Annotated in this window: 30 protein-coding genes; 15 read left to right on the top strand and 15 right to left on the bottom strand. The window is 36.9% G+C overall.

All coding sequences use genetic code 11. The features are described from left to right. Nucleotides 1-73: 73 nt before the first annotated feature. Entirely contained in the window at nucleotides 74-1,444 is a 1,371-nt protein-coding gene (locus tag V7097_RS05085; RefSeq protein WP_335702519.1) for an MATE family efflux transporter, read from the bottom strand. Between the two features lie 333 nt (nucleotides 1,445-1,777). Here V7097_RS05085 and V7097_RS05080 point away from each other — a divergent pair, with 333 nt between their 5' ends. Continuing rightward, a complete protein-coding gene (locus V7097_RS05080) occupies nucleotides 1,778-3,163 on the top strand; it encodes an alpha-amylase family glycosyl hydrolase (protein ID WP_335702518.1) in 1,386 nt (461 codons plus the stop codon). A 38-nt stretch (nucleotides 3,164-3,201) separates the two neighbouring features. On the opposite strand, the gene V7097_RS05075 is transcribed toward V7097_RS05080, so the two are convergent. After that, complete coding sequence (locus V7097_RS05075) at nucleotides 3,202-4,068, bottom strand: SDR family oxidoreductase (RefSeq protein ID WP_335702517.1); 867 nt, start codon at nucleotides 4,066-4,068, stop codon at nucleotides 3,202-3,204. A 156-nt stretch (nucleotides 4,069-4,224) separates the two neighbouring features. Here V7097_RS05075 and V7097_RS05070 point away from each other — a divergent pair, with 156 nt between their 5' ends. The 7 genes from V7097_RS05070 to V7097_RS05040 all read left to right on the top strand — a co-directional run bounded on the left by V7097_RS05070 (nucleotide 4,225) and on the right by V7097_RS05040 (nucleotide 10,466). Further along, a complete protein-coding gene (locus V7097_RS05070) occupies nucleotides 4,225-4,935 on the top strand; it encodes a response regulator transcription factor (RefSeq protein ID WP_335702516.1) in 711 nt (236 codons plus the stop codon). Next, nucleotides 4,932-6,395 carry a HAMP domain-containing sensor histidine kinase gene (locus tag V7097_RS05065; RefSeq protein ID WP_335702515.1) on the top strand — a complete coding sequence of 488 codons (1,464 nt, stop codon included), beginning with the start codon at nucleotides 4,932-4,934 and terminating at the stop codon, nucleotides 6,393-6,395. The genes V7097_RS05070 and V7097_RS05065 overlap by 4 nt, the downstream gene beginning before the upstream one ends. A gap of 76 nt (nucleotides 6,396-6,471) precedes the next feature. After that, nucleotides 6,472-7,464, top strand: a complete 993-nt coding sequence (locus V7097_RS05060) for a LolA family protein (RefSeq protein ID WP_335702514.1) — start codon at nucleotides 6,472-6,474, stop codon at nucleotides 7,462-7,464. A gap of 9 nt (nucleotides 7,465-7,473) precedes the next feature. Then, nucleotides 7,474-9,189 carry a M56 family metallopeptidase gene (locus V7097_RS05055; protein WP_335702513.1) on the top strand — a complete coding sequence of 572 codons (1,716 nt, stop codon included), beginning with the start codon at nucleotides 7,474-7,476 and terminating at the stop codon, nucleotides 9,187-9,189. 13 nt (nucleotides 9,190-9,202) lie between these two features. Next, nucleotides 9,203-9,349, top strand: a complete 147-nt coding sequence (locus tag V7097_RS05050; RefSeq protein WP_335702512.1) for a hypothetical protein — start codon at nucleotides 9,203-9,205, stop codon at nucleotides 9,347-9,349. Nucleotides 9,350-9,468: 119 nt separating this feature from the next. Beyond that, nucleotides 9,469-9,978, top strand: a complete 510-nt coding sequence (locus V7097_RS05045) for a GNAT family N-acetyltransferase (RefSeq protein ID WP_335702511.1) — start codon at nucleotides 9,469-9,471, stop codon at nucleotides 9,976-9,978. A gap of 47 nt (nucleotides 9,979-10,025) precedes the next feature. Further along, nucleotides 10,026-10,466, top strand: coding sequence for a YtoQ family protein (locus tag V7097_RS05040; RefSeq protein WP_335702510.1), 441 nt, complete (start codon nucleotides 10,026-10,028; stop codon nucleotides 10,464-10,466). Nucleotides 10,467-10,502: 36 nt separating this feature from the next. Here V7097_RS05040 and V7097_RS05035 read toward each other — a convergent pair whose 3' ends face one another. Further along, complete coding sequence (locus V7097_RS05035; RefSeq protein WP_335702509.1) at nucleotides 10,503-10,994, bottom strand: YajQ family cyclic di-GMP-binding protein; 492 nt, start codon at nucleotides 10,992-10,994, stop codon at nucleotides 10,503-10,505. Nucleotides 10,995-11,148: 154 nt separating this feature from the next. Between V7097_RS05035 and V7097_RS05030 the strand changes: the two genes are divergently transcribed. Continuing rightward, nucleotides 11,149-12,009: a CvfB family protein gene (locus tag V7097_RS05030; protein ID WP_335702508.1), complete on the top strand. Its 861-nt coding sequence runs from the start codon at nucleotides 11,149-11,151 to the stop codon at nucleotides 12,007-12,009. A gap of 43 nt (nucleotides 12,010-12,052) precedes the next feature. Here V7097_RS05030 and V7097_RS05025 read toward each other — a convergent pair whose 3' ends face one another. Together V7097_RS05025 and V7097_RS05020 are read right to left on the bottom strand one after the other, a co-directional pair. Next, nucleotides 12,053-12,184, bottom strand: coding sequence for a DUF3941 domain-containing protein (locus tag V7097_RS05025; protein ID WP_335702507.1), 132 nt, complete (start codon nucleotides 12,182-12,184; stop codon nucleotides 12,053-12,055). A gap of 245 nt (nucleotides 12,185-12,429) precedes the next feature. After that, the gene (locus V7097_RS05020) at nucleotides 12,430-13,293 is read right to left on the bottom strand and encodes a DegV family protein (RefSeq protein WP_335702506.1); all 864 of its coding nucleotides are present in this window, start codon (nucleotides 13,291-13,293) and stop codon (nucleotides 12,430-12,432) included. A 159-nt stretch (nucleotides 13,294-13,452) separates the two neighbouring features. On the opposite strand from V7097_RS05020, the gene V7097_RS05015 reads away from it, so the two are divergent. Continuing rightward, complete coding sequence (locus V7097_RS05015) at nucleotides 13,453-14,295, top strand: YitT family protein (protein WP_335702505.1); 843 nt, start codon at nucleotides 13,453-13,455, stop codon at nucleotides 14,293-14,295. Between the two features lie 48 nt (nucleotides 14,296-14,343). After that, on the top strand, nucleotides 14,344-15,219 hold the full coding sequence (locus V7097_RS05010) for a BsuPI-related putative proteinase inhibitor (protein WP_335702504.1): 876 nt from the start codon (nucleotides 14,344-14,346) through the stop codon (nucleotides 15,217-15,219). A 56-nt stretch (nucleotides 15,220-15,275) separates the two neighbouring features. Here the strand turns inward: V7097_RS05010 and V7097_RS05005 are convergent, their stop codons facing one another. The 3 genes from V7097_RS05005 to V7097_RS04995 form a co-directional block, all read right to left on the bottom strand. Next, complete coding sequence (locus V7097_RS05005) at nucleotides 15,276-15,473, bottom strand: DUF3813 domain-containing protein (protein ID WP_335702503.1); 198 nt, start codon at nucleotides 15,471-15,473, stop codon at nucleotides 15,276-15,278. Nucleotide 15,474: 1 nt separating this feature from the next. Further along, entirely contained in the window at nucleotides 15,475-15,624 is a 150-nt protein-coding gene (locus V7097_RS05000; protein ID WP_335702502.1) for a competence protein, read from the bottom strand. A gap of 189 nt (nucleotides 15,625-15,813) precedes the next feature. Beyond that, entirely contained in the window at nucleotides 15,814-16,635 is an 822-nt protein-coding gene (locus V7097_RS04995) for a Cof-type HAD-IIB family hydrolase (RefSeq protein WP_335702501.1), read from the bottom strand. A 142-nt stretch (nucleotides 16,636-16,777) separates the two neighbouring features. On the opposite strand from V7097_RS04995, the gene V7097_RS04990 reads away from it, so the two are divergent. Beyond that, nucleotides 16,778-17,545, top strand: a complete 768-nt coding sequence (locus V7097_RS04990; protein ID WP_335702500.1) for a prolyl oligopeptidase family serine peptidase — start codon at nucleotides 16,778-16,780, stop codon at nucleotides 17,543-17,545. A 45-nt stretch (nucleotides 17,546-17,590) separates the two neighbouring features. On the opposite strand, the gene V7097_RS04985 is transcribed toward V7097_RS04990, so the two are convergent. The 7 genes from V7097_RS04985 to V7097_RS04955 all read right to left on the bottom strand — a co-directional run bounded on the left by V7097_RS04985 (nucleotide 17,591) and on the right by V7097_RS04955 (nucleotide 21,255). Beyond that, a complete protein-coding gene (locus V7097_RS04985; RefSeq protein WP_335702499.1) occupies nucleotides 17,591-17,899 on the bottom strand; it encodes a metal-sulfur cluster assembly factor in 309 nt (102 codons plus the stop codon). 74 nt (nucleotides 17,900-17,973) lie between these two features. Continuing rightward, nucleotides 17,974-18,273: a metal-sulfur cluster assembly factor gene (locus V7097_RS04980; RefSeq protein ID WP_335702498.1), complete on the bottom strand. Its 300-nt coding sequence runs from the start codon at nucleotides 18,271-18,273 to the stop codon at nucleotides 17,974-17,976. 14 nt (nucleotides 18,274-18,287) lie between these two features. Then, a complete protein-coding gene (locus V7097_RS04975; protein WP_335702497.1) occupies nucleotides 18,288-19,529 on the bottom strand; it encodes a hypothetical protein in 1,242 nt (413 codons plus the stop codon). Nucleotides 19,530-19,543: 14 nt separating this feature from the next. Then, on the bottom strand, nucleotides 19,544-19,750 hold the full coding sequence (locus V7097_RS04970; RefSeq protein ID WP_335702496.1) for a DUF2249 domain-containing protein: 207 nt from the start codon (nucleotides 19,748-19,750) through the stop codon (nucleotides 19,544-19,546). After that, nucleotides 19,750-19,989: a DUF2249 domain-containing protein gene (locus V7097_RS04965; RefSeq protein WP_335702495.1), complete on the bottom strand. Its 240-nt coding sequence runs from the start codon at nucleotides 19,987-19,989 to the stop codon at nucleotides 19,750-19,752. Before V7097_RS04965 ends, V7097_RS04970 begins: the two co-directional genes overlap by 1 nt. 132 nt (nucleotides 19,990-20,121) lie before the next feature. Beyond that, nucleotides 20,122-20,811 (bottom strand): Crp/Fnr family transcriptional regulator, encoded by a 690-nt coding sequence (locus V7097_RS04960; protein WP_335702494.1) that lies wholly within the window; start codon nucleotides 20,809-20,811, stop codon nucleotides 20,122-20,124. 306 nt (nucleotides 20,812-21,117) lie between these two features. Beyond that, nucleotides 21,118-21,255, bottom strand: coding sequence for a hypothetical protein (locus V7097_RS04955; protein WP_335702493.1), 138 nt, complete (start codon nucleotides 21,253-21,255; stop codon nucleotides 21,118-21,120). A 202-nt stretch (nucleotides 21,256-21,457) separates the two neighbouring features. On the opposite strand from V7097_RS04955, the gene V7097_RS04950 reads away from it, so the two are divergent. The 3 genes from V7097_RS04950 to V7097_RS04940 all read left to right on the top strand — a co-directional run bounded on the left by V7097_RS04950 (nucleotide 21,458) and on the right by V7097_RS04940 (nucleotide 22,910). Further along, nucleotides 21,458-21,688 (top strand): DUF2249 domain-containing protein, encoded by a 231-nt coding sequence (locus tag V7097_RS04950; protein WP_335702492.1) that lies wholly within the window; start codon nucleotides 21,458-21,460, stop codon nucleotides 21,686-21,688. A gap of 148 nt (nucleotides 21,689-21,836) precedes the next feature. Next, nucleotides 21,837-22,442 (top strand): molybdenum cofactor guanylyltransferase, encoded by a 606-nt coding sequence (locus tag V7097_RS04945; protein WP_335702491.1) that lies wholly within the window; start codon nucleotides 21,837-21,839, stop codon nucleotides 22,440-22,442. Between the two features lie 174 nt (nucleotides 22,443-22,616). Beyond that, nucleotides 22,617-22,910: a DUF5316 domain-containing protein gene (locus tag V7097_RS04940; protein ID WP_335702490.1), complete on the top strand. Its 294-nt coding sequence runs from the start codon at nucleotides 22,617-22,619 to the stop codon at nucleotides 22,908-22,910. Nucleotides 22,911-23,091 lie beyond the last annotated feature (181 nt).

Genomic DNA, 23,091 nt, shown 5'->3' with positions numbered 1-23,091 from the left:
ACCAGGACTTTTTAGTGAGGTTTTACCCGGGTTTTAGGGAAATTATTGAATCGAAAAAACAGCCTGAACTTTTTCAGGCTGTTACGTTGGCATTTTCTACTGGTGTAACAAATGATTTTTTCTCCCATGCCCTGGAACGCCACCTCCATAGCATGACGAGACCACGGACCCATTCATCCACAATAAAAGAAATCCAAACTCCTACTAAGCCGAGTTCAAAGTGAATGCCAAGCACATACGCAATCGGCACACAAATCCCCCACATCGATAGGATTCCCATGTATACCGGCAACTTAACATCTCCAGTCGCCCTTAATGCATTTATTAGAACAAGGTTAAAAGCTCGACCCGGTTCAAGAATGATGGTTAAAAGGATAAGGACACCACCTGTTTTTATGATGTCTTGATTATCTGTAAAAATAGACAAAAGTGGAACTTTAAAGAATGAAAAAACAATGGCCATTGCTGCTGAAATAATAATGGCGAGCTTTAAGCTTTTTAAAGCTCTTTTATAAGCATCATTAATTTGACGAGCTCCAATCATTTGACCAACTAAAATCTGTGTTCCTTGACTGATTGCGATACTAAAAAGGAATATGAACATCATTAAATTTTGCGTATAAACCTTCGTCGTAAGGGCCTGCGTTCCCATGATCGTAATAAAATAAGTAATTATCATCTGCGAGGAGTTATAGGAAAGCTGTTCTCCTGCAGATGGTATCCCAATTTTAAGCAGATTTTGAAGATGCACTCTCGGTAATCGGAAAATTTTTTTAAATGGTAGACCATGTCTTACTCGTTTTATTAAAAGATAAGTGATGACTAAAAGACCTATCAATCTACTAATGGAGGTTGATATTGCAACCCCTTCAACACCGAGAATTGGCAGACCAAACGGACCGAAGATGGAAATGTAATTCCCGATTACATTGAGGATATTCATTCCGATCGTGACGTACATCGTGTCCCGAGTAAAGCCGTAGCTTCGAATTACGGCACCAATTGTCATGATAAGTGCTTGAAGGAAGGAAAATAGACCTACGATTCTAAGGTAGCTATCTGCTTCATCTAATAGTTCAACGGGCAAATCCATTAAAAGCAGGAGCTTTTTACTCCAAATAAAAACAACAAGACTTAATATAAGACCAAACACAAGGTTTGCGAAAATGGAAATTACCGCCACTTCAGCAGCGCTTTTTTCATTATTAGCACCAAACTGCTGGGCTACCAGAACGGCTGTACCGGTTGCGACGAATCCAAACATGACAATAATTAATGATAAAATCTGGTTAGAGACCCCGACTGCTGCAACTGAATTATCGGAATACATACTCAGCATTAATGTATCTGCATTTCCCATTAGCATATGTAATAACAATTCAATAAAGATTGGCCATGTTAACGCAAACAATGTTAAATTTTTTGTATTAATAGAAGTAGCCAAGCTGTCAACTCCCTCAAATACCTAAATGAAAAACTATATAAGTTTATCACAGAAAGTGGAAATAAAGAATAGTCATTTTTATAGAAAAAGCCATAACCTTATTGGACCTGTAAATATGTACAAAATATGAACAAACACTTGTTATATTTGACTTTTAAGAAGGGATAAGGTTACTTTAAAGTGAGATATTAACTTTGTTCAGCAAAAAGCTGAAAAAGTTACAGCCTCCGGCGGATGCCACAGATTTTCAATGGAAACTTTTCGAGCTTGCTCGAAAAAATCTGGGCGCAAATACGCCAAGGCGCATTTGATTAATAGAATAGGAGTTACGTGATGAAGAAAAAGTTATATATTGTAGCTTTGCTAATTCCAATGTTACTGTTGTCAGCTATTCCTGCGTTGGCTTCTGACAATGTAGCGATAGAGGAAGAAAGCATTTATTACATAGTGGTTGATCGTTTTAATAATGCTGAAAGTACAAATGATTCAGCAGTAGATCTTTCGAATCCTACATCCTATCATGGGGGTGACATCCAAGGAATCATAAGTCGGCTTGATTATGTGAAGGATATGGGATTTACATCAATTTTATTATCGCCTATATTTGAAAATGAAACGGATACTTTTTATCCGTATGTGGTAAAAGACAGAAGCGCAATCAATAAACATTACGGTTCTTTAGTTGATTTAAAGCAGCTTGTTAAAGAGGCTCATGACAAGGGAATAAAAATTATTCTTGACCTCGGATTTAATTCAAATGATACTTTGACTGATGAATTTGTTGAAGAGGCAAAATGGTGGATTCAAGAGGCAGACATTGATGGATATAAAGTTGATCTTGTTGATAGTGTTTCAGCAAATTTTATCACTACATTATCAACCGAACTGAAAGCGGAAAAAGCAGATTTTCTCTTAATTGGACAATCTGTTGGTGTAGATAATCTGCAACAACTTGAAGCTGCAGGACTCGATTCCGTTTTTAACATGATACCTTATGAAGGAATCACAAGCTTTAGTGTTCCAGACCAAACCTTTAAAGATGTCGAAAAAGCATGGGAACAAGCACGAGGATTTGAAAATCCGAATTCCTTAATCAATTTTCTCGATAGTACGAATACGGTTCGATTCACTTACTTGGCTACAGAGGCGAACGAACACCCGGCACCACGCCTTAAGTCTGCATTGACGTATTTGTATACAACACCAGGAATTCCCATCATTTACTATGGAACAGAAATTGCGTTAAATGGAAGTGAGTCACCGGATAACCTCGGTTTAATGGACTTTCGAACAGACAAAGAGCTAGTTGATTATATTACATTGCTCGCTAAGATTAGGTCAGGTGTACCAGCTTTAACAAAAGGTACCATTGAATTGGTCAAAAATGATGCAGGCTTGCTTGTTTTTAAACGAGAGTATGAAGGGCAGACAGCGTTTGTTGCGATTAATAATACAACGAAAACACAAAGTTTTACCTTAACGGCTGACCAGGTTGGGGATGATAAGGAGTTAACAGGACTCATTTCTGAGGATCTTGTTCGTTCAACCGATGGTAAATTTGATGTTGTTGTAAATCGTGATATTTCAGAAGTATTTGTTGTGCGCGATACAACAAAAATTAATTATACATTATTCGTTGCGGTATTTATTGTACCAGTGTTAATGATTGGGTTCATATATCTGAATAAAAAAAGACATGGTAAGAACAAAATCGAATAAAAAGGGAAGCATCATCCGTCGAGGATGATGCTTTATTTTTACCCATTTAAGATTTCCCCACCGTTCACGTGTAGAATTTGACCAGACATATAAGAGGAGTCATCACTAGCAAGGAAAATATAGCTTGGTGCGACCTCCTCAGGTTGTCCAGGTCGTTTCATTGGTGTCGTCGAACCGAATTTTGCCACTTGGTCACTTGTAAAGGTTGATGGAATAAGCGGTGTCCAAATCGGCCCTGGAGCCACTCCATTTACACGAATTCCTTTTCCAACCAATTGCATGGATAGTGACCTTGTGAACGAAACAACGGCTCCTTTTGTTGATGAATAATCAATGAGCTGCTCATTTCCTTTATATGCTGTAACGGATGCCGTATTGATGATCGAACTTCCCTGTTTTAAGTGGGGAAGAGCAGCCTTCGTTAAATAAAAATAAGAAAAAATATTGGTTCGGAATGTTTTTTCAAGTTGTTCAGCTGTGATGTTTGAGATACTTTTTTGTGGATGCTGTTCAGCTGCATTATTAACTAAAATATCTAGCTGTCCAAACGTATCAATTGTTTTCTTCACAATCTCTTTACAAAATTCTTCATTTCCGATATCTCCGGATAGAAGTAAGCATTTTTGTCCTTCTTCTTCGACCTGCCGCTTTGTTTCCTTAGCATCCTCATGCTCCTCCAAATAAACGATGACGACATTTGCGCCTTCTTTCGCATAATGAATCGCAACCGCCTTTCCAATTCCACTATCCCCACCAGTTATGATAGCAACCTTATTTTTAAGCTTATTGCTTCCTTGATAAGAATGGTCCTCGGATACGGGTTTTGGTACCATTTCAGCCTCAGTTCCAGGCTGATGATTTTGATGCTGTGGCGGCAAAATATTCTTTCCTTGATTCTTAGACAAAACAAACACCTCTTTTATGGAATCATTTACGTTACTTACTTTTTTATAAAAGTGGTCTGAATATACCTTTTCCGCCAATTATTAAGTAATTATAAAAATTCATTAAGTCACCAAAACTTCATTTATAATGAAAATAGATAGAAAGAGGGGTTATCCATGGAAAAACCTGAAAAAGTTCTACTTGTTGAAGATGATAAGGAAATCGCCCGAATTGTTTGTGATCATTTACGGAAGGTAGGCTATTCCGTAACATGGGCTTCTACGGGAAAAGAAGGCTGGGAGGATTTTAAAGAAGATCAATTTGACCTTGCTTTAATTGATTTAATGCTCCCTGAAATGGATGGGTATACATTATGTAAAACCATCCGATTAGAAAGTGAAATTCCTCTCCTCATTTTAAGTGCACGAAATGAGGAGGAAAGTAAAATAAGAGGATTGAATCTTGGAGCTGATGATTATATCACAAAGCCATTTAGTCTTGAGGAACTGAGTGCTAGAATTAGCTCTCATTTAAGAAGGTACAGAAGATATAACAATAAGACTTTAAATGAAAACCGCATCAATTATATGAATGAACTTACCATTGATTTTAAGAATGAGCTCATTTTTTTATACGGTAATGTTGTCCAAATGAGCTCCAAGGAAAGGGAATTATTGTTTTTGTTAGCAAAAAACCCATTACAAACCTTTTCTAAAACAGAAATCTATGAGCATATTTGGCAGCAGGAGGATGTAGACGGTAATAATACAGTCACTGTTCATATTAAGAGCTTACGATCAAAATTAGCAGACGAAACACGCTCTGCAAAGTTTATCCAAACTGTTTGGGGTGTTGGCTATCGTTTTATAGGAGAACAAAGTGTATGAAAATTAAACAATGGTTGATGGTCAGCTTTTTTATCGTAATGCTACTTCCAGTTGTTGCGCTTTATTTCTTGTATGTAAGTTTAAGTAATCTCGATGAAAAGCAAGCATTTGTTGAATATGTTGAGATGACCAATAAAATGGAGGAGATTGAGCCGAAGCTTTTAAATCCGGATTTATATAAACTTCAACCGAAAGAACAGTTTGAGGCAGTTCAAGCTTTATCGAATGAATCTATCAAAATCACTTTATACCGATCTGATGGTGTTGTTGTTTTTTCTAGTTTACCTAGTCCGGGTGCATACGGGTTTTCAACGATAAATATTGAACAAGTATATAGAAATCTAAATGATCTTCAAAAGAACTCTCGTACCTATACAATGAAAAAGCCTGTTATAGATAATGGGGATATCGTTGGAATTTATGAAATATCCATCGCTAGAGAGAAGTGGATTGAAGGGGTAACAAATCGCTATATCTATTTAGGTATATATTTCATTATTTTCTTTGTCCTACTCTATGTTAGTGTAGTCATTCTATTAAACCGAAAATTAAATCGACCATTAAGCCACTTGCAGGCGCAAATGACGGCTTTTGCAAATGGAAAGAAACTGTTAAATCAAACTCGTGAATCAAATGATGAAATAGGGGTTTTAATCAAACATTTTTGGAAAATGAAAGCACAGATTGAACAAACTCAAGAGGCTTTAGCAGTTCAACAAAAGGAAAAAGAATTTATTGTAGCCTCATTATCGCATGATTTAAAAACACCATTAACGGTCATACGTGCTTATACTGAAGCCTTGCAGAATGATGAAAAACTTTCAGAACAAGAGAGGATCGAATATAAGGAAATTTTATTTGAGAAGCTCGAGTACATGAAACGAATGCTTGATGATTTAACTATGTACACGGCATTACAATCCTCTAAACAAAGGACTGAACTTGTTGAAGTTGATGGGGAAGAGTATTTTGACATGCTGTTATCTGGCTATGACGAACCTTGTAATCGAAAAGGGATTTCACTACTTGTTAATCAATCTGTAAAAGAAATCTATAAGGTCGATCCAAAGCAAATGGTGAGAGTTGTTGATAACATCATGGGGAATGCCATTCGTCATACTAAAAAAGAAAGTCAGATTTGGCTTGCTGCCATTTCAAATGACTCCAAATTACCAGACTGGTTGTTTAAAGACTTTTATGAAGACGTTGAGGCTTGGAGAAAAGAAGGTACTGTTATTCTAATTCAAAATGAAGGAAAAGGAATCCCACAAGAACAACTGGACAAAGTTTTTCAACCATTTTATCAGGCAGAGGGTGCTAGAAATAATGGGGGAAGTTCCGGGCTAGGACTAAGCATTTCAAAAATGTTAATGGAACAACAAAATGGAAAAATTGGAATCTGGTCAGCGGATAAAGAAGGGACGTTACTTGCTTGCTGGATTAAGGAAGGAAAGGAATAAAATGAAGAAAAAACTAGTTTTGCTAATTGCTTTTTTAATAATGGGGATTTTATCGGGATGTAAGGGGGATATGGCTATGTCGTCTGAAGAAATTGTAACAAAAGTCTTATCAGCAAAGGAAAGTAAGCTTTCATATTATGGGGAGGGTATCATAAAACTTACGACGAATGGAGAAGTCACTGAAGATGCAAGTTTTAAGGAGTACGCAGCAGAGGACGGTAAACGAAAAATCATCACAACCGGCCTTACAAGTGGTCTTGAATCTTATGCGTTAAATGATGGAAAACAGGTAATTTCCTATGAGAAAGGAAGTGAAACGGCATTTAGTATCGGTCTAACGGAAGAGAGTATGCAAGCCTCACCTAAAGAACAGCTCATGACAATGCTAGAAGCGATTAAAAAAACACATGAATATGAAATTGTCGGTGAAGAGAAAATATTGGATTTAAATGTTTACCATATTAAAGCAACGCCGAATACAGCCTCTAATTTATTTGGAGAAGTTGAATTTTGGATCGACCAAAAGACATGGTTTGTAGTGAAATCTATCTCTGTAGTTGGAGAAATGAAATCTGAATTCGAATACAAGTTGCTCGATTTTTCACCAGATTTTAAGGAAGATACCTTCACTTTAGATATACCGGAAAATGTAACCATTACCCCGATTGAGTCTGAGCTTGAGCCAAACTTTGGGTCACTAGAAGATGCTCAAACTGCATTAGACCAGCCATTCCTAGTTTTCAGCGGAGAAGATATTACAGTCGAGAATGTTGAAATTGTGAATATACAGGGTGTAATCAATCGTCCAGAGATTACTGTTTATTATCTAAATAAAGGTGTTCCTTCTGTATTAGTTTCAATTTTTCCGACTCCAGAAGACGCAGGAACGGAAATTAAGCCTGGAGAATGGCAAGTGCATGGTCAGAATGCGGAATATGATGATTTTATTAATGCTCTAAGCTGGGATGAGAATGGCCTACGCTATACAATCATTATTCAAAACCCAGACATTAAAATAGAAGATGTACTCGAAATGACAAAAGACATGGTGCTAAATAATGAAATGTAGGTGTAAGCTTTGCTACCAAGCTGGGAAATAATCTTATTGTATATTTTAGTAGGGTCCGGGATCCAATTAATAGGTTTGATTTTCGAGAAGGTAAATAAAAAATTTGGAACTGCGATTGAAATCATCCTAGCCCTACTTGCAATTGGACTAGTGTTTTATCAATTTTCGTTTATGGATGGATTCATCTATATTGCATTTATTTCAAGTGGATATTTTCTTTCGATCTCTTTGACTACCGGTTATGAGAAACGAATTGAACTCCAAAAGGAATTACGTCAGAGTAAAGTAGAAAAAATCTCTTTAGGACGTGATTTGAAACGGATTACATCTGATATATTAATAACCGGATTTGTTGTAATTGGTGCAATCCTCTTCTACAATTTTGGTCCAGAGTTTAGTCTTTTAAGATATATTATTGTCTTTGGACTTGTGAGCACAGTAACAGAAGTAATAAAGCGAATCGGTATTTATGCAACTGTAAAAGTATTTTATGACAAAGATGACAAACAATTATATATCTTATCTCGCTTTGAGTCTCGTAAAATTCCTATCGTAGATTTGGAGGAAGTGAAACTTGAAACAAATGTAGACCTGTTGAAGCTTCATCCATTATTAACGATGTTTTCGTCAAACGCGGATTTTACAACAAGTTTTCAGAAGGTATTAAGGATTTCTGTACCAGGTGAGACGATTTATATAACGATTCGTGAACCTGAAAAATGGAAAAGAACGTTTGAGGAAATGGTGATGGTCGAGGATAAAGAGATTGACATATCACAGGTTCTACCGATTTGGCACCGGAAGAATATCAAGCGATTGATCGGAAAGCTCTATTTCGCATCAACGGTAAAAGGTGTATCTGCCTATACGGGTTTACTCCTAATTCTCTTTTACTTTGACGTGGCACCATGGATTTTGGTTACTGTCGGATTGGCCTACTGGGGTTTCAATCTTTATATATCTGACAGAGTCTTAAAAGTAGCAATGGATGCAAAGGAAACGAAAAATCCACAATTAATTCAGCTATCTCAACGGGTTTTTGAAAAGGCCGGTGTACCGAATGTTCGTGTGTATGAAACGGAGAGTACGGAGTATAATGGCCTTGCGACAGGTATGAATATCGGCAAATCAATGGTTACCTTAACAACCGCTACTTTAAAGTTACCAACTGAAGCAATAGAAGGAATCCTTGCTCATGAGGCAATCCATGTGAAAAAGCGAGATGTACTATGGGGACAACTATGGAGATTAGGTTATCTTATGATTCTTATTTTGTTTGTCCTATTAATTCAAGAAAATATAACAAATATTGAAGATCATAAGGTCTCAATCTTTTTATCAGTGTTTTTCTTAACGATATTTTACTCTGTTTTTCAATCATTTTATTCACAATGGATGGAGGTTCGAGCTGACCATCTGGGGGCATCCCTTCTTAATGGAGGGAGTTTACAGATGTCAAACAGTTTAATCGTCTTATCACAGAAACAGGACGAAGCGATTAATAAATCACTTTCATATAGTACGGTTCTTAAAGACGAGAAAGAGAAGGAAAAGTCATCGATTGAGCGGGACTCGTTAATATGGAGGTTTATCGAATTTCAATTTATGCCGCATCCCCCAATGTACTGGAGAGTCCAGACCTTAAAAGAAAATGAAGAAGGTTGGGGGAAAAGGATTCGAAATCGTTGGATGGTTGACAGAGTGAAGGAGTCAGTATTGAGGTAGAAGAGGTGAAGTTGTGAAGATCGCGAAGGTATTATTTGTACTTGGGGCATTGGTTTTTCCATTAGGTGTTTATTTATCGTCATATAGCCCGGTTGGTGTGGTTTTAGCGATAGTGGGAGGACTTACGGTTTTCTTAAGTACACCGGCAATACAATCGTAACAATATTTTATGAATTAGAGACTTTTCAATGCTGAGAGGTCTCTTTTTATTTTTTTAAAAGGAAATTTACCTCTTATAAAGAAATAGATAAAGATAATAAATAAGAGATGGAGGTTCCTATGAAAATAAAAATAAGACCTGCTACTAAAAACGATGCTACACAGTTAATTGAACATACAAAAATAGTACTTTCCGAGTCTACATACTTGCTTACTGCACCTGAGGAATTTACGACAACCGTTGAGGAAGAGGAAAAATGGTTAGAGGACCAAGCAAAGCCGGGTAATTTAATCATGGTAGCAGATATGGATGGTAAAATCGTTGGTAATTTAAATTTCCAAACCTCGAAAAGGAAACGACTCTCTCACTTAGGGTACTTTGGTATAAGCATTCAAGAAGCATACTGCAATCACGGGATCGGAAGCAAACTAATGGAATATTTTCTCGAGTGGGCACAGAAAGAGCCGGGACTTGAAAAAGTTTGTCTTGAAGTATTCTCTCATAATAAAAGGGCAATTCACTTATATGAAAAATTTGACTTTCTAGAAGAAGGTAGAAAAGTTAAGTTCGTAAAATTTAGTGATTCCCACTATGAAGATGAAATTATCATGTATAAATTTGTAAAATAAGCATTGACATATGATAGGATAATGTAAAAGGCATTAGGAGGGGTATTGTGGAATTAATAGTGTATTTAGCTGGACAAATTCATGACAATTGGCGAGAAGAAATTCAGGAGAAGGCAGAGGCAAAAAATCTCCCGTTGACCTTTGTAGGTCCACAAACCAACCATGATAAGTCCGATAATATAGGAGAACAAATTTTAGGGGAACAACCTGGAAACAAGTATAAAGATGATGCAGCATCGGACATTAATAATTTCAGAACACAGGTATTGATACAAAAATCAGATGTTGTTATCGCATTATTCGGTGAAAAATACAAGCAATGGAACACGGCAATGGATGCCAGTACAGCGATTACGATGAATAAACCTACAATTATCGTGAGACCAACCTCACTCATTCATCCGTTAAAGGAATTATCGAATAAAGCAAACGTTACGGTCGAAACAGTTGATCAAGCATTAGAAGTGCTTAGTTATATCTTTGAATAGAAAAATGCAGCGGGGTTTTACTCCGCTGCATACTTCTTAACGATAATTAATAAATTGTACATCAATCGGTAAATCTGCTGCACGAATGGCATTGATAATTTGTTGAAGATCATCTCTGCTTTTAGCGGTCACACGGACTTGATCGTCCTGAACCTGACTTTTCACCTTAAGACCACTGTTTTTAATAATCGCATTAATTTTCTTCGCGTTTTCCTTGTCAATGCCTTGAATGAGTTTTGCACGTTGACGAACAGTTCCACCAGATGCATTTTCAATTTTCCCATAATCAATATTACGAGTTGCAACCCCACGCTTAATCATTTTACTGATAAGGACATCCTTCAATTGCTCAAGCTTGTACTCATCGTCAGATACTAAAACAAGTTCTTCTTTATCAAGTGTGATGTCACTTTTACTTCCTTTGAAATCATACCTAGTTTGAATCTCTTTTTTTGCTATACTAATTGCATTTGTTACTTCAGGCAAATCCACCTTTGACACAATATCGAATGAGCTATCCTTTGCCATGGCTAACCTCCAAAAAAAAGTATATTTCCCTTGATTATAGACAAAGTTAGCAATTTGGACAACTTTTTCCAAAACTATACTAGTAAATTGGGGTCTTAAACGTCTATACTATGTAAAGATATAATAAGTAACATAAGAAAGAGGGCTTTAATAAATGAATGCATTAGAACCAGGTACGGTTGTCACATTACGTGTAGATAGAGATGCCCCGTTTGGCTATTTTCTAACAAACGGAGAAGAAGATGTTTTGCTTCATACAAATGAAATTATCGATGGGTTTGATCCTGATGAAGATGTAACTGTTTTTCTTTTTCAAGACCATCAGGGGAGGCTAGCTGCTTCGATGAAAATACCGACTGTTCAAATCGGTTCCTATGATTGGGCAGAAGTAGTCGAAATCAAACATGAGCTAGGGGCCTTCGTCAATATTGGGATTAACAAAGATATTCTTGTTTCAAAGGACGATTTGCATGAAGTTTGGGACCTCTGGCCAGAGCCGGGTGACAAATTGTATGTAACTCTACGAACAGACAAAAACGGTAGATTATTTGGAAAACTAGCAACTGAAGATGTCATTCGTTCGATCTCAAATCCGGCTTCTAGAAAAGATTTTAATAAAAATATAACAGGAACCGTGTATCGACTATTAATGGTCGGCTCCTTTATGATTTCAGAGGAAGGGTTCCTAGGCTTTATTCACGAGAGTCAACGGACAAGAGAACCAAGAGTTGGAGAAAAGGTTCAAGGTCGAATTATTGATGTTAAGGAAGATGGAACTGTAAATATTTCTCTCTTAGGCAGAGGCCATGAAATCATGGGAGATGATGCTAATAAAATTTATCAGTATATGGAAAGTCGTGGAGGCGCAATGCCATATTGTGATAAAAGCTCTCCAGATGACATTTCAGCTAAGTTTGAATTGAGTAAAGCAGCCTTTAAACGTGCACTTGGGAAGCTAATGAAAGAAGGAAAAGTATATCAAGAAGATGGCTGGACCTATTTCAAAAAAGAGTAGTAACTAAAAACGCATCGGTTGTAAATGACCGATGCGTTTCGTTTTATCGATGATCTGTTTTCTTTGAATATTGATGTTTGCCTGCTTGGCGACTTTTTTCTCTCATCATATTTTTTTCATGGCGTAGTGCATTGTTATCTTTAGCTTTTTTATCATTATCACTAGTATTTGGCATAAATAACACTCCCTTCAATCCGTGTAACTTTATTCAGGGTTATCTCCTACTCCCTACGAGATGAATGCAATAAAACTTATCCATTCAGTCGGAATCAAACCACGATTGAATAAAGTTAAGCCTCCGGCGGATGCCACGATTTTTTAAAGGAAAGTTTTCGAGCATGCTCGAAAAAAATCGGGCGCAAATACGCCTTGGCGTATTTGATAATTAGGATATCCAGTCGTTTTTCAAACTATGTAAAATTAGCTGTTCGGCATTTCGTTTAAAAAGAATATCGCAATAGTTCCTGGTCCTGCATGTGAACCAATTGCAGCACCAATTACATTGGAATAAAAAGATTTACATCCGAATTTTTCTTCAAATAACTTTTGTAATTCAAGTACTTCATTTTCCACATCGCCGTGGCTAATACCAATTGTCTGATTTGATAAATCTATGCCGCGTTCTTCCATAAGCTCAACAATTCGTTTATACACTTTCTTTTTTCCCCGAATTTTTTCAAGTGGGATTAGCTTTCCATCTTCTACATTTAATAGAGGCTTAATGTTTAATAATCCTCCAACAAAGGCAGATGCTTTACTAATTCGTCCCCCACGAGCTAAATATTCAAGCTCATCAACGGTGAAAAGATGCTCCATATGAGTGCTATAAAAGTTTGCAAGGCTTACGACATCTTCCTTTGAAGCCCCTTTGGCAGCTGATTCTGCAGCTGCTTTTACTACAAGGCCTTGTCCGAGTGACGCACATTTTGTATCAATAATCGTTAAATCAAGATCTGGGTATTCTTCTTTTACTTCTTCACTCATCATTACGGCTGTTTGGTAGGTTCCCGATAATTGTGATGAAAAGGCAATGTACACTGCAGATTGCTTTTCTTTTGCAATTTCAGTAAAAACCTCTTTAAAACGGTGTGGCGGAACTTGGGATGTTTTTGGAGCACTTCCATTTCGCATCGCTTCAAATACTTTTTCAGGCTCAATCGTCGCAATATCCTCATAATCTTGCCCATCTAGATGAACTCCTAAGGAGAATAATGTTACATTGTTTTCGTTAAAAAATTGAAGTGGTAGGTCACTACCGCTATCAGTAAGAATTCTAACGGTCAAAAGTCTCACCTTCTTTTTTCGTGGTCAAGTTTGATAACAAACATGCATACTGTAAGTGTAGCGAGTATTGGATAAAATTACAACAAGTGTGGGAAAATTTTGTATGACAACTATTTTGCCATTGTGATTCAAGAATGTTGTTCCAGGAGGATTAATTGAATGGTTTATAGAGAAGTGAAAAAAGTAATAATTGTTACCTTTGGTGCATTGCTAAATGCGGCTGCCTTAAATCTATTTTTAATTCCAGCTGATGTTTATTCTTCAGGTTTTACAGGTGTATCGCAGCTATTGTTTAGAATTTTAGGTGATTACACGCCATTCCACATTTCAACAGGTTTAATTTTACTACTATTAAACATACCAGTTGCGATTTTAGGATGGAAAAAGGTAGGAAAGGCATTTACCCTGTATAGCTTTGTTTCTGTTGTACTAACCTCGTTGTTCTTATCGATTATTCCACTAGAACGAATTTCAGACGATATTTTACTTAATGCTGTATTTGGCGCTGTCATTCAAGCAATTGGAATCGGCTTAACGTTGAAGTGGGGTGCCTCAACAGGCGGCCTGGATATTATTGCACTCGTATTATCAAGGTCAAAAGATAAGCCAATTGGTACCTATATATTTACACTAAATGGGCTCATCATTCTTACTGCAGGGTTATTATTTGGCTGGGAAAAGGCCTTGTACACACTTGTCGCTTTATATGTTTTAACAAGGGTTATTGATACGGTCCACACAAGTCATGTAAAGGTTTCGGCGATGATTGTGACGAAAAAAGCAGACGAATTGAAAAGTGCGATCCAATCTGAGTTAGTAAGAGGAATTACGATGATTCCTGCAAAAGGTGCATTTTCGAGCGAACCAAAGGATATGCTTATGATCGTTTTAACAAGATATGAATTATATGACTTAGAGCGTATTATTAAGGAAGTAGACCCTCATGCCTTTACAAATATTGTACAAACAGTCGGCGTATATGGATTATTTCGTAAAGAGTAGTAACTTTTTTAAAGATCCTTCGACAAATATTATAAAGGGGTGACAAACATGAGAAAATGGCTTCTAGTAGCCTTAGTATTCGTAATGAGTTTATTTATCTTGTCAGGATGTGGTACAACTACAACTGAAGATGCTCTTCCAGTGAATTCAGGGGGCGGTGATAAAGTAGATACAGAAACACCACCAGAACAGGAGGGTGAAGAACCTGGAGGTGATGAGAACATGGTTGAAAAACTTCAAACAAACCTATCAATTAAAACAGGGGAAAATGAAGCAACCTTTACTATTTCATTAAAAAACACGAGCAACAATTCGGTAAAAGTGACGATTCCAGGTGGTCAAAAATATGAAATTGTTGTGACTGATGCAAATGGAAAGGAAGTTTACCGCTATTCTATCGATAAAATGTTTATTCAATCCATTGAAGAGATGGAGCTAAATCCAGGTGAAGAGAAGGTCTGGACAGAACCATGGAATTATACATCTAACGATGGAACAAGACTTGCTCCTGGAGAATATAAAGCAAATATTTTCCTTACTGCTTCAGAAGTAAATGGACAAAAAATCGAAAACAATGCATTGCAGGCCGAAAAAAGTTTTACAATCCCTGAGGAAGGGAATACAGCTTTCCGCAATGTTCAAGTACTTGGAGAAAATGGAGAATATACAGTAAATGGAGAAGTGCGAGTGTTTGAAGCGACATTCTTCTATGCAGTTGAGGATGGACATGACTATGTGGTTCCTGAAACGGTCCAAATGGCATCTGAAGGTGCACCAGCATGGGCACCGTTTGAAATCAATATTTCGATTCCGAAAGATAAAATTCCTTCAAATGGAGCATTGATACTTCACTTATATGAGAGAAGTGCAAAGGATGGTTCTATTACAAACCTATATCACGCAAAACTTCAACAGTTCCAGTAAAGGGGAAGGGTCAGACGTGACGTCTGACCCCATTTTTTTTTGAATTAGCCCAAGGTTTATTGAAGTTGGTCTAATTCATTTTGTAATTCGCGGAGTTGTTCTTTTTCGGCTGTTGTAGAGTTAGCATAGGCAGAAGAAAGTGCATTTTTTGCAACCGAAATCGCATTCTGTAAGGATGCATCACTTTGACCCGCACTTGATAACTTCGCAACTTCTACAGTTTCACGAGCCTTTTGGAATAAAAGGTTTCCCATATTATATTCCTCCAAGTGACGAGTTTTCGACATTTTGCTTTTTCTTTTCTTCTGCTTCAGCTAGAGTTGAACGGTAAGGAAAGCGCTGAGAATGTTGTTGAACAGCATCTGCACCTTGATGAACAAATCGTTTTGATTTATTACTACCCATCCGTAAATTCCCCCTTAACAGCTTTAAAAGAAGTGCTTTTTTATAGCACTAATCATATTGTTTGAAGTTTGGAGAGGATTATATAAGGTAATTATTTCTGAATGTTTTAGGATAGGGGACAAATAATAGTTAATAGTTAGGATATAATTCAACCTCAACAGAAAAAAGAACCGACTTTTCCGCCGGTTCTCAATTATTTATTTTCAATTTTAATACGTCCTCTAAATAAAGAGCAACTCCGTCTTCTTCGTTTGTCATTGTCACATGGCTTGCAATATTTTTTAACTCATCAATCCCATTTCCCATAGCAATCCCGTGCCCAGCATATTCAATCATTTCTAAGTCATTATCTTCATCACCAAAGGCAATAATTCTGTCTTTTGGAATCTGATAATAGTTGGCAACCTTTTGAATACCAACCGCTTTATTTAATCCTGATTTAACAATTTCAATGACATGCCAAGGTGCAGCCCATTTTCGGTGATCAACTACTTCAGCATGCATTTCAGAAAGATACTTTCGGATTGGATCTGCAATTTCTTCATCAGGATGAATCAGCAGTGAAGTTGGATCATGCTTTAATATTTCTCGTAAATCACCTGTTTCAATATTCGGTTTCCCCATACCGAAAATATCTAACATCGTTTCATCGTGATAATGAAAATACACGTCATCAATTACTTCAGCTAAAATATTTTTCACCCGGAAGCTATCGGCAACCTCAACAATTTCTTTTACTGTTTTTAAATCAAGTGTGTCGTGATAGACACCCCAGCCTTGATCAAGAGGGTGATGGACAAAAGCTCCATTGAAATTAACAATCGGCGTTGTAAGCCCGAGTTCTTGATAGTACATTGAACTAGAACGGAAAGGTCTTCCTGTCGCAATCATAACCATATGGCCGTCCATTTTTGCCTTTTTGATAGTCTCTTTTGTTCTTTTTGATATGGTTTTATCATCTTTAAGTAAAGTACCATCTAAGTCAAGTGCAATTAAATGTTGTTTTGTCATAACAATCTCCTCTGCTCTCTTTCTTCTACTAAAACAGATAATAAAAAAATCGTCAATTGAAAAGCCAAACTTTTAGCTAAACTCCTAATTAATGATACACTAAAGGATGTCTAAAAGTTTTAAAAGAAGGAGTACAAAAAGAATGGTTATTGTTGAAAAGAAGAAGATTGCAGATATTCCGACATTACATATTGTAAAAAATCTGTTGAAAGATGAAAAAGCTCCGTTAATCATATTTGTTCACGGCTTTGGTAGTGCGAAAGAACATAATTTACATTATGCATATCTTTACGCAGAGGAAGGCTTTCGTGTTGTATTACCTGAAGCAGACTATCATGGCGAAAGAGATGAGGATCTTGAAGGGCTTGAGATGGATTTTAAGTTCTGGGATATTGTCATCAATGAAATCAAAGAGCTTCAAGGTATCAAGGATGAACTAGTCGGAGAAGGCTTAGTTGATGAAACAAGAATTGGGGTAGCGGGAACTTCGATGGGAGGAATTGTTACGCTTGGTGCGTTGACGCAATATCCATGGATTAAGACTGGGGTAAGTCTAATGGGAAGCCCACATTATGAGGAATTCTGCCGTGGACAAATTGAGGAACTGAAACGACATGACATCGAACTTCCTTTCTCAGAGACTGAATTAGAAGAAAAATATGCAGAATTAAGGAAATATGATTTAAGCTTACAACCAGAAAAAGTAAACGGAAGACCATTGTTTTTCTGGCATGGTGAAAAAGACAAAATGGTACCATTCAAATACACGTTTGAATTTTATCAAGAAATTAAACCGCTGTATAAAGGGAAAGAGGAGAATCTATCCTTTATTGCAGATACACGTGCTGATCATAAAGTAACAAGAGATGGTCTACTCGCATCGGTCGAATGGTTTAAAAAACATCTATAGAAAAGAAAAACGTGTCGGAGTTTTAATCGACACGTTTTTTTCAAATCATCTAATACCTAATGCAATTTTTGCGTAACGACTCATCATATCTTTGTTCCAAGGCGGGTTCCAAACGATATTCACATCTACATCCTTGACTTCTGGTAATTCTGTTAAAGCACGTTTTACATCCATTGCAATTGTTCCAGCAAGTGGGCAGCCCATCGATGTTAAAGTCATTGTAACTTGTGCTACGTCTGCGTCATTCATATCCACATCATAAACAAGTCCTAAGTTTACAATATCAATCCCTAGTTCAGGGTCAACAACCTGTTCAAGAGCACCCATCATATTTTCCTTTAAAGCTTCATCCATTTGAAAACTCTCCTTTCGAGAAATAGCTTATTTTAAGTATAACGAAACATCCTAAGAAAGTGAAATGCGATGACTTAACCACGTAATTGTTTCATTGCAGCTTCTGACATGCGCTCTGGGGACCATGCAGGGTGCCAAACCATTAAAACCTCGACATCATTAACCTCTTCAAGATATGCGACTGAATGCTTCACACCGCTTGTAATACTATCATGAAGCGGACAGCCAGGTGTAGTTAGTGTCATTTCGATATACACATTATTATTTTCTTTTATATCAATTTCATATATGAGTCCTAAATCGACTACATTAATATTTAATTCAGGGTCAATCACTTGTTTTAATTGTTCGAGGATTTTCTCTCTTAATTCCATCGTCTTTCTCCCCTCTATTTATATAGTACCTTCATAATGCTGTAGCTGAAAAAAACAGCTGAAGCGACAGCTAAGCTTTGGCCAATCGAAAAGATAAGCAATTGTCCGGTCTCAATGGATACAACGACGATAAGGCAACCTGCAATAAAACCAGAAAAAATCGGAATTGCTATTTTTTCATCAATCATTTGCTTTAATGTAGGAACATCGCTTTTTCCAATAAGCTTGCTGTATCTGTGTGTCCACCAAAGAAAAGGAATAATTTTATATAAATAGCCAAGAATACTGCTGGCAATCCACAAAAAGAGATAAAGAAAAATAAGGACACCATAAATTTCGTAATATCCTGGTAAGAATGAAAGAATCATTCCGAAAAAGTGAATCACTAATCCAAAACCAATTGCAATTAATGAAAATATAAATTGTTTATCAAGCTTTTTCTTTAATCTCACCTTGATGATCGTTGATATGTGGTAAGAAAAAAGAGCGAAGCCTGCGAACAGTATGCTCATACCAGCCTGTAAGAATAGGTTTTTCTCGGTTAAAAAGCTGCTAATTGTCACAATAAGGCCAGTTCCATACAAAATATAGACCCATCTTGCGGGCTTCATTGAAAAGCCATGTGCTAAAGAAAACATTGGGACCATTTTATAGGAAAAACCGAAAATTAAGAATGTAAACCATCCAGCAACCCCAAGTAAAATATGACTTTTCAAAACAGCAAGGTGATCTAAATTCCTTATTCCAGCTCCAAGATTGATGATCAAAAGAATTCCAAGTGTTATTGTAAGCAGTAAGCAAATGAGCGCACTACCAACAAATACAGTTAGAATATTCTTCTTCGCTTGCTTTTTCATCGTCATAAACATTTGGACGAGAAACAGCAAAATCCCAATCACAGCAAGTGAACCTGTAAAAATGGACAAAGTAGGTGAGAAGGAAAGGGTGATTCCAAAACCACCAAAACCAATTGCAGTTACCCAAAATTGTACAAACCCAAATCTTTCACTCCAAATAGGAGTTAAAAAGGCGACTGGCACAAGCTGGTACATCGCACCCATCGCAACCATTAAGGCCCATCCTAGTATCAATAAGTGGGCAGATGATAGGAGGGGAAAGGTTCGAAAATTCCCGTCAATCACCATATGTCCATTGAATAACAGGATCACTTGGGACGCGACTAAGGCAATAACACTAAAGATAATAAAGGAGAGCGGCAGCCTTATATCTGTTTCATTTGATAATTGAGGCATCATTAGCAAGCACTTCCTTATTTCGTAATCTCAATTTGAAAACCGCCATCAGAATGTGGTTCCGTTGTATGTTTGTAACCTAGTTCATCTAGCTGTTCATACAAAAACATTGGTCGGCGATCATTGATAATAGTTAAAGTGTCGCCCTTATTTAAATTTTCGAGAGCTTTCAAAGTCCTCATCATTGGTGTGGGGGGCTCAAGACCTCGATTATCTAATTTCATTAGTTGTCACCTCGTTTAGTAAAGGTGACCTTCCAATGTTTTTTCTCAATTTGCTCCGCTTCATTTGTAAATCCTTTAGCTTTTAATATTGGAAATAAAGGAGTCGGTTTAAAAGGTGCGTGTAAAATGAAGATATCTCCATCCTGTAAAGGTTTAACCGCCTCCATAATCTTTTGAAAAGGCTCGATTTTATTTTTAAGGTCTTCCCTAACATCCACTTCTACTACTTTTGAATCCATTTTTGATTTCCCCCTTATATAACGTTTATAATCTAATGATAATCATTTTCAATGAGAAACGTTGTGACGTGAATCACAAACACCAAAATATTTAAGCAAGATCAAGGACTAAGAACACCACTTCCTGTTGGCCTAGAAAATCTCATCATGGAGCTTCATATGATCCAATAGGTAATACCCATCGGGAGTCATGTCTACAATTTGTTTCTTTTTCAATACTGAAATCGTCCGACTTACAGATTCACGTGTTGTACCAATCATGTTGGCAAGCTCACGATTTGTGAATTGAGTTGTTAGCTTAAAGCGATTGCCGATCTTTTCTCCATTACTTCTGCATAAACGAAGTAAAAGCATAATAATTTGTTCTTGCGTATTTAATAGGATTTGTTCCTCCAGTCGTTTTTGAAGGTCGATGATTTTTTCGCCTAAAACTTTAAAAATTTTGATACAAAGCTCAGGATTCTTTAGTAATATTTCTTCAAATCGATCAATGGGTGTGTAGATAATATTTGAATCCTCGATTACTTCAGCATGTGCAGGATACCCACCTTTTCGGAAAAATCCAGCATGTGGAAACATTTCTCCTGCTTCGAGTACGGACACAATCTGTTCCTTTCCATGCATGTCAGATTTATAAATTTTTACTTTTCCAGATTGAATGAAAAAAACACGATCTAGTGGATCGTCTTGCATAAAGATGAACATTTTTTGTTTATATAATCGTGACTGTGAAATTTCAACAATTGGATCTAGTTCTTCCGGGGTTGTTTCTCGAAACAAGGGAACTCCTCTCAATTGTTCACGAATGGATGGTAGAGCCATTGTTCTCACTCCTTGTTCAAATTAATTACAATTAGGCATCCACATTAAGTGTAGCAATCCTTGTTTTTTAAACTGTGATTTTCATCATAGGTAGTGAGAAACAAAATCAATGTTCAAAAAATAGACAAAAAAAACTAGGAGAAATTCTCCTAGAATCAAATGCACCTTGGCGTATTTGTGCCCGATTTTTAGGCCCACAGGAAGTGGAGTACTTAGTCTTTAATCTTACTGATCGAAAAATTTCCTTTGAAAAATCGTGGCATCCGCCGGAGGCTGTAACTTTATTCAGTCAAGGGGTGAATAAAGTTAGTCAACTTGCTTTTTTTCCGCACAATCAAAGCAAAGTATTCCTTTTTTATCATCTAATACAACACCATTAATAAATCCAACCAAACAATAAATTTCTTTCTCACATTCTTTACATGTATCTACAAATTCCTTCATCTTTTCACCCCGATTACCCTTTTAAACTCCACAATCATGAGGTATAACAAGACTTTTACGTGGGATTTTAAATGTTACTCTAATTATCGCATATTTGTATAGGCATATGATAAAAAACATACGTACATAGTGATAAGTTTCACTACAATAACGGAAGAGACTCGATACAATGGACCCATAAAACAAAAGGAGGAATGATAATATGGTATTTGCAGCGAAAGTAAATGCACCAGATTACGCACCGAGGGAAAAGCACCCTACTATTTTTAGAACGTTTGATGGTTTACAGTCAGGTGAAATCATGGAGCTAACAAATGACCATGATCCACGACCACTCCAATACCAATTCATGATGGAACGCGGTGAAGAATTCACTTGGGAATACCTTGAAGAAGGTCCAGAAATTTGGCGCGTTGCAATCGGTAAAAAATAAAAACTAATCACAAATTCCGATATCTCTCAAGGTGTAGGCAAAGTCATTTAACGGCTTTGCCTACACCTTTTTTATGGATGAAAAAGTTTCGTTTGGAAGACCATTCCAATCGTGCTACTATGAAGAAAAAGTAAAAGGAAGTTTCATAATGTATAAATCAAAAATCGCAGGTGTTCTTCTGGCTGGTGGAGAATCAAGGAGATTTGGAAGCCCTAAAGCGTTTGCCGAACTTCATCAGAAGTACTTTTATGAATATGCAATCGAGGCATTGGAAGGGAATGTGGGCAAACTTCTTATTGTGAGTCATCCCGCATTAGTAGAGCAATTTCGAAACCAAACATCAGTGGAAGTTATTGAGGATTTACCCGAATTTAAAGGAAATGGACCGCTTGCAGGCATATTTTCAGCCATGCAAAAACAAGTTTCAGATTGGTATGTTGTCTTACCTTGTGACACTCCTTTCGTAACTGACGAACTTGTTAAACAGCTACTCACTTTTACAAATGAAGATATGGTCGATGCTGTCGTACCGATTATCAAAGGTAGACAGCAGCCCTTAATCGCTGTTTACCATAAAAGAGTTGCAAAGAAAATAGAACAATTGCTAATGAATCAACATTTTAAAATGAGCCAATTGTTGGACTCTTGCCACGTCAAATTCGTAACTAACCAAGATCTTCAGTTACAAGGCTTAGAATTCGAAAACATTAACAACCAAACTGAATATGAAAAAATAAAACCGGAGCCAGATTGAAGCCCACACGGTGTGAGTCACAAAGACGTTGCCACTCAGACGTGGCGTTCTTAGTCTTTGTTCCTTAAATCAGTCAATTGGCTTCTGTAGTAAAAAACACTCTATATACTCATAATTTTCTGAAAAGTACGATAAAATATTAATACCAGACATTTTGAAAAGGAGGGATTGTGTTTGAGGGTAGGCTTGATTTTAGGTATATTAACCTCTGGAATTCTATTAATCATTGGTTTGTCTACTCATCAATTTGAAACATATTCGGTTATTTCTGGGACACTTGGGATTATTTGTTTCTTGCTTGCAGGAATCGTATCAGATACCTTTATTAGTGGTGACAGGGCAAGAGCGAATTATTACACCGAAAGCAAACGAGACCGAAAAAAAAGAATCCGATATTCCTATTTATTTTTCCTCTTGGGAGCTCCAAACCTACTTGTAGCTGTAGTGTTAACACTCAATTACATTTGAAAATTCTTCAAAACATATTCCTTCAATTCACTTTTCATTTTGCTTTGTGTCTAGCTCCAGCACCTAGCCCCTCGAGGTCATAAGCCAATCCGTCAAGAAGGATAAAAGGCATCCTTCTCGCCGGCTTTTCTTATGCTTGTCGGGTCTGATCGAGGTGCTTGCGCTTTTCTTAATTTGTGAA

This window comes from Bacillus sp. JJ1562 (genome assembly GCF_036962705.1).
In the GTDB taxonomy this organism is placed as follows: Bacteria; Bacillota; Bacilli; order Bacillales; family Bacillaceae_L; genus Ferdinandcohnia.
This window is presented reverse-complemented; position numbering and strand designations above follow the sequence as displayed.

Excerpts from the sequence above, each read along its gene's own strand:
- V7097_RS04945 (WP_335702491.1), top strand. The coding sequence starts at position 21,837 with ATGTATAAATCAAAAATCGCAGGTGTTCTTCTGGCTGGTGGAGAATCA.
- V7097_RS05080 (WP_335702518.1), top strand. The coding sequence starts at position 1,778 with ATGAAGAAAAAGTTATATATTGTAGCTTTGCTAATTCCAATGTTACTG.
- V7097_RS04990 (WP_335702500.1), top strand. The coding sequence starts at position 16,778 with ATGGTTATTGTTGAAAAGAAGAAGATTGCAGATATTCCGACATTACAT.
- V7097_RS05015 (WP_335702505.1), top strand. The coding sequence starts at position 13,453 with ATGGTTTATAGAGAAGTGAAAAAAGTAATAATTGTTACCTTTGGTGCA.
- V7097_RS05070 (WP_335702516.1), top strand. The coding sequence starts at position 4,225 with ATGGAAAAACCTGAAAAAGTTCTACTTGTTGAAGATGATAAGGAAATC.
- V7097_RS04995 (WP_335702501.1), bottom strand. The coding sequence starts at position 16,635 with ATGACAAAACAACATTTAATTGCACTTGACTTAGATGGTACTTTACTT.
- V7097_RS05030 (WP_335702508.1), top strand. The coding sequence starts at position 11,149 with ATGAATGCATTAGAACCAGGTACGGTTGTCACATTACGTGTAGATAGA.
- V7097_RS04960 (WP_335702494.1), bottom strand. The coding sequence starts at position 20,811 with ATGGCTCTACCATCCATTCGTGAACAATTGAGAGGAGTTCCCTTGTTT.
- V7097_RS04965 (WP_335702495.1), bottom strand. The coding sequence starts at position 19,989 with ATGGATTCAAAAGTAGTAGAAGTGGATGTTAGGGAAGACCTTAAAAAT.
- V7097_RS05005 (WP_335702503.1), bottom strand. The coding sequence starts at position 15,473 with ATGGGAAACCTTTTATTCCAAAAGGCTCGTGAAACTGTAGAAGTTGCG.
- V7097_RS05045 (WP_335702511.1), top strand. The coding sequence starts at position 9,469 with ATGAAAATAAAAATAAGACCTGCTACTAAAAACGATGCTACACAGTTA.
- V7097_RS05025 (WP_335702507.1), bottom strand. The coding sequence starts at position 12,184 with ATGCCAAATACTAGTGATAATGATAAAAAAGCTAAAGATAACAATGCA.
- V7097_RS04950 (WP_335702492.1), top strand. The coding sequence starts at position 21,458 with ATGGTATTTGCAGCGAAAGTAAATGCACCAGATTACGCACCGAGGGAA.
- V7097_RS04975 (WP_335702497.1), bottom strand. The coding sequence starts at position 19,529 with ATGATGCCTCAATTATCAAATGAAACAGATATAAGGCTGCCGCTCTCC.
- V7097_RS04970 (WP_335702496.1), bottom strand. The coding sequence starts at position 19,750 with ATGAAATTAGATAATCGAGGTCTTGAGCCCCCCACACCAATGATGAGG.
- V7097_RS05035 (WP_335702509.1), bottom strand. The coding sequence starts at position 10,994 with ATGGCAAAGGATAGCTCATTCGATATTGTGTCAAAGGTGGATTTGCCT.
- V7097_RS05065 (WP_335702515.1), top strand. The coding sequence starts at position 4,932 with ATGAAAATTAAACAATGGTTGATGGTCAGCTTTTTTATCGTAATGCTA.
- V7097_RS04955 (WP_335702493.1), bottom strand. The coding sequence starts at position 21,255 with ATGAAGGAATTTGTAGATACATGTAAAGAATGTGAGAAAGAAATTTAT.
- V7097_RS05060 (WP_335702514.1), top strand. The coding sequence starts at position 6,472 with ATGTCGTCTGAAGAAATTGTAACAAAAGTCTTATCAGCAAAGGAAAGT.
- V7097_RS04980 (WP_335702498.1), bottom strand. The coding sequence starts at position 18,273 with ATGGAATTAAGAGAGAAAATCCTCGAACAATTAAAACAAGTGATTGAC.
- V7097_RS05010 (WP_335702504.1), top strand. The coding sequence starts at position 14,344 with ATGAGAAAATGGCTTCTAGTAGCCTTAGTATTCGTAATGAGTTTATTT.
- V7097_RS05000 (WP_335702502.1), bottom strand. The coding sequence starts at position 15,624 with ATGGGTAGTAATAAATCAAAACGATTTGTTCATCAAGGTGCAGATGCT.
- V7097_RS04985 (WP_335702499.1), bottom strand. The coding sequence starts at position 17,899 with ATGGATGAAGCTTTAAAGGAAAATATGATGGGTGCTCTTGAACAGGTT.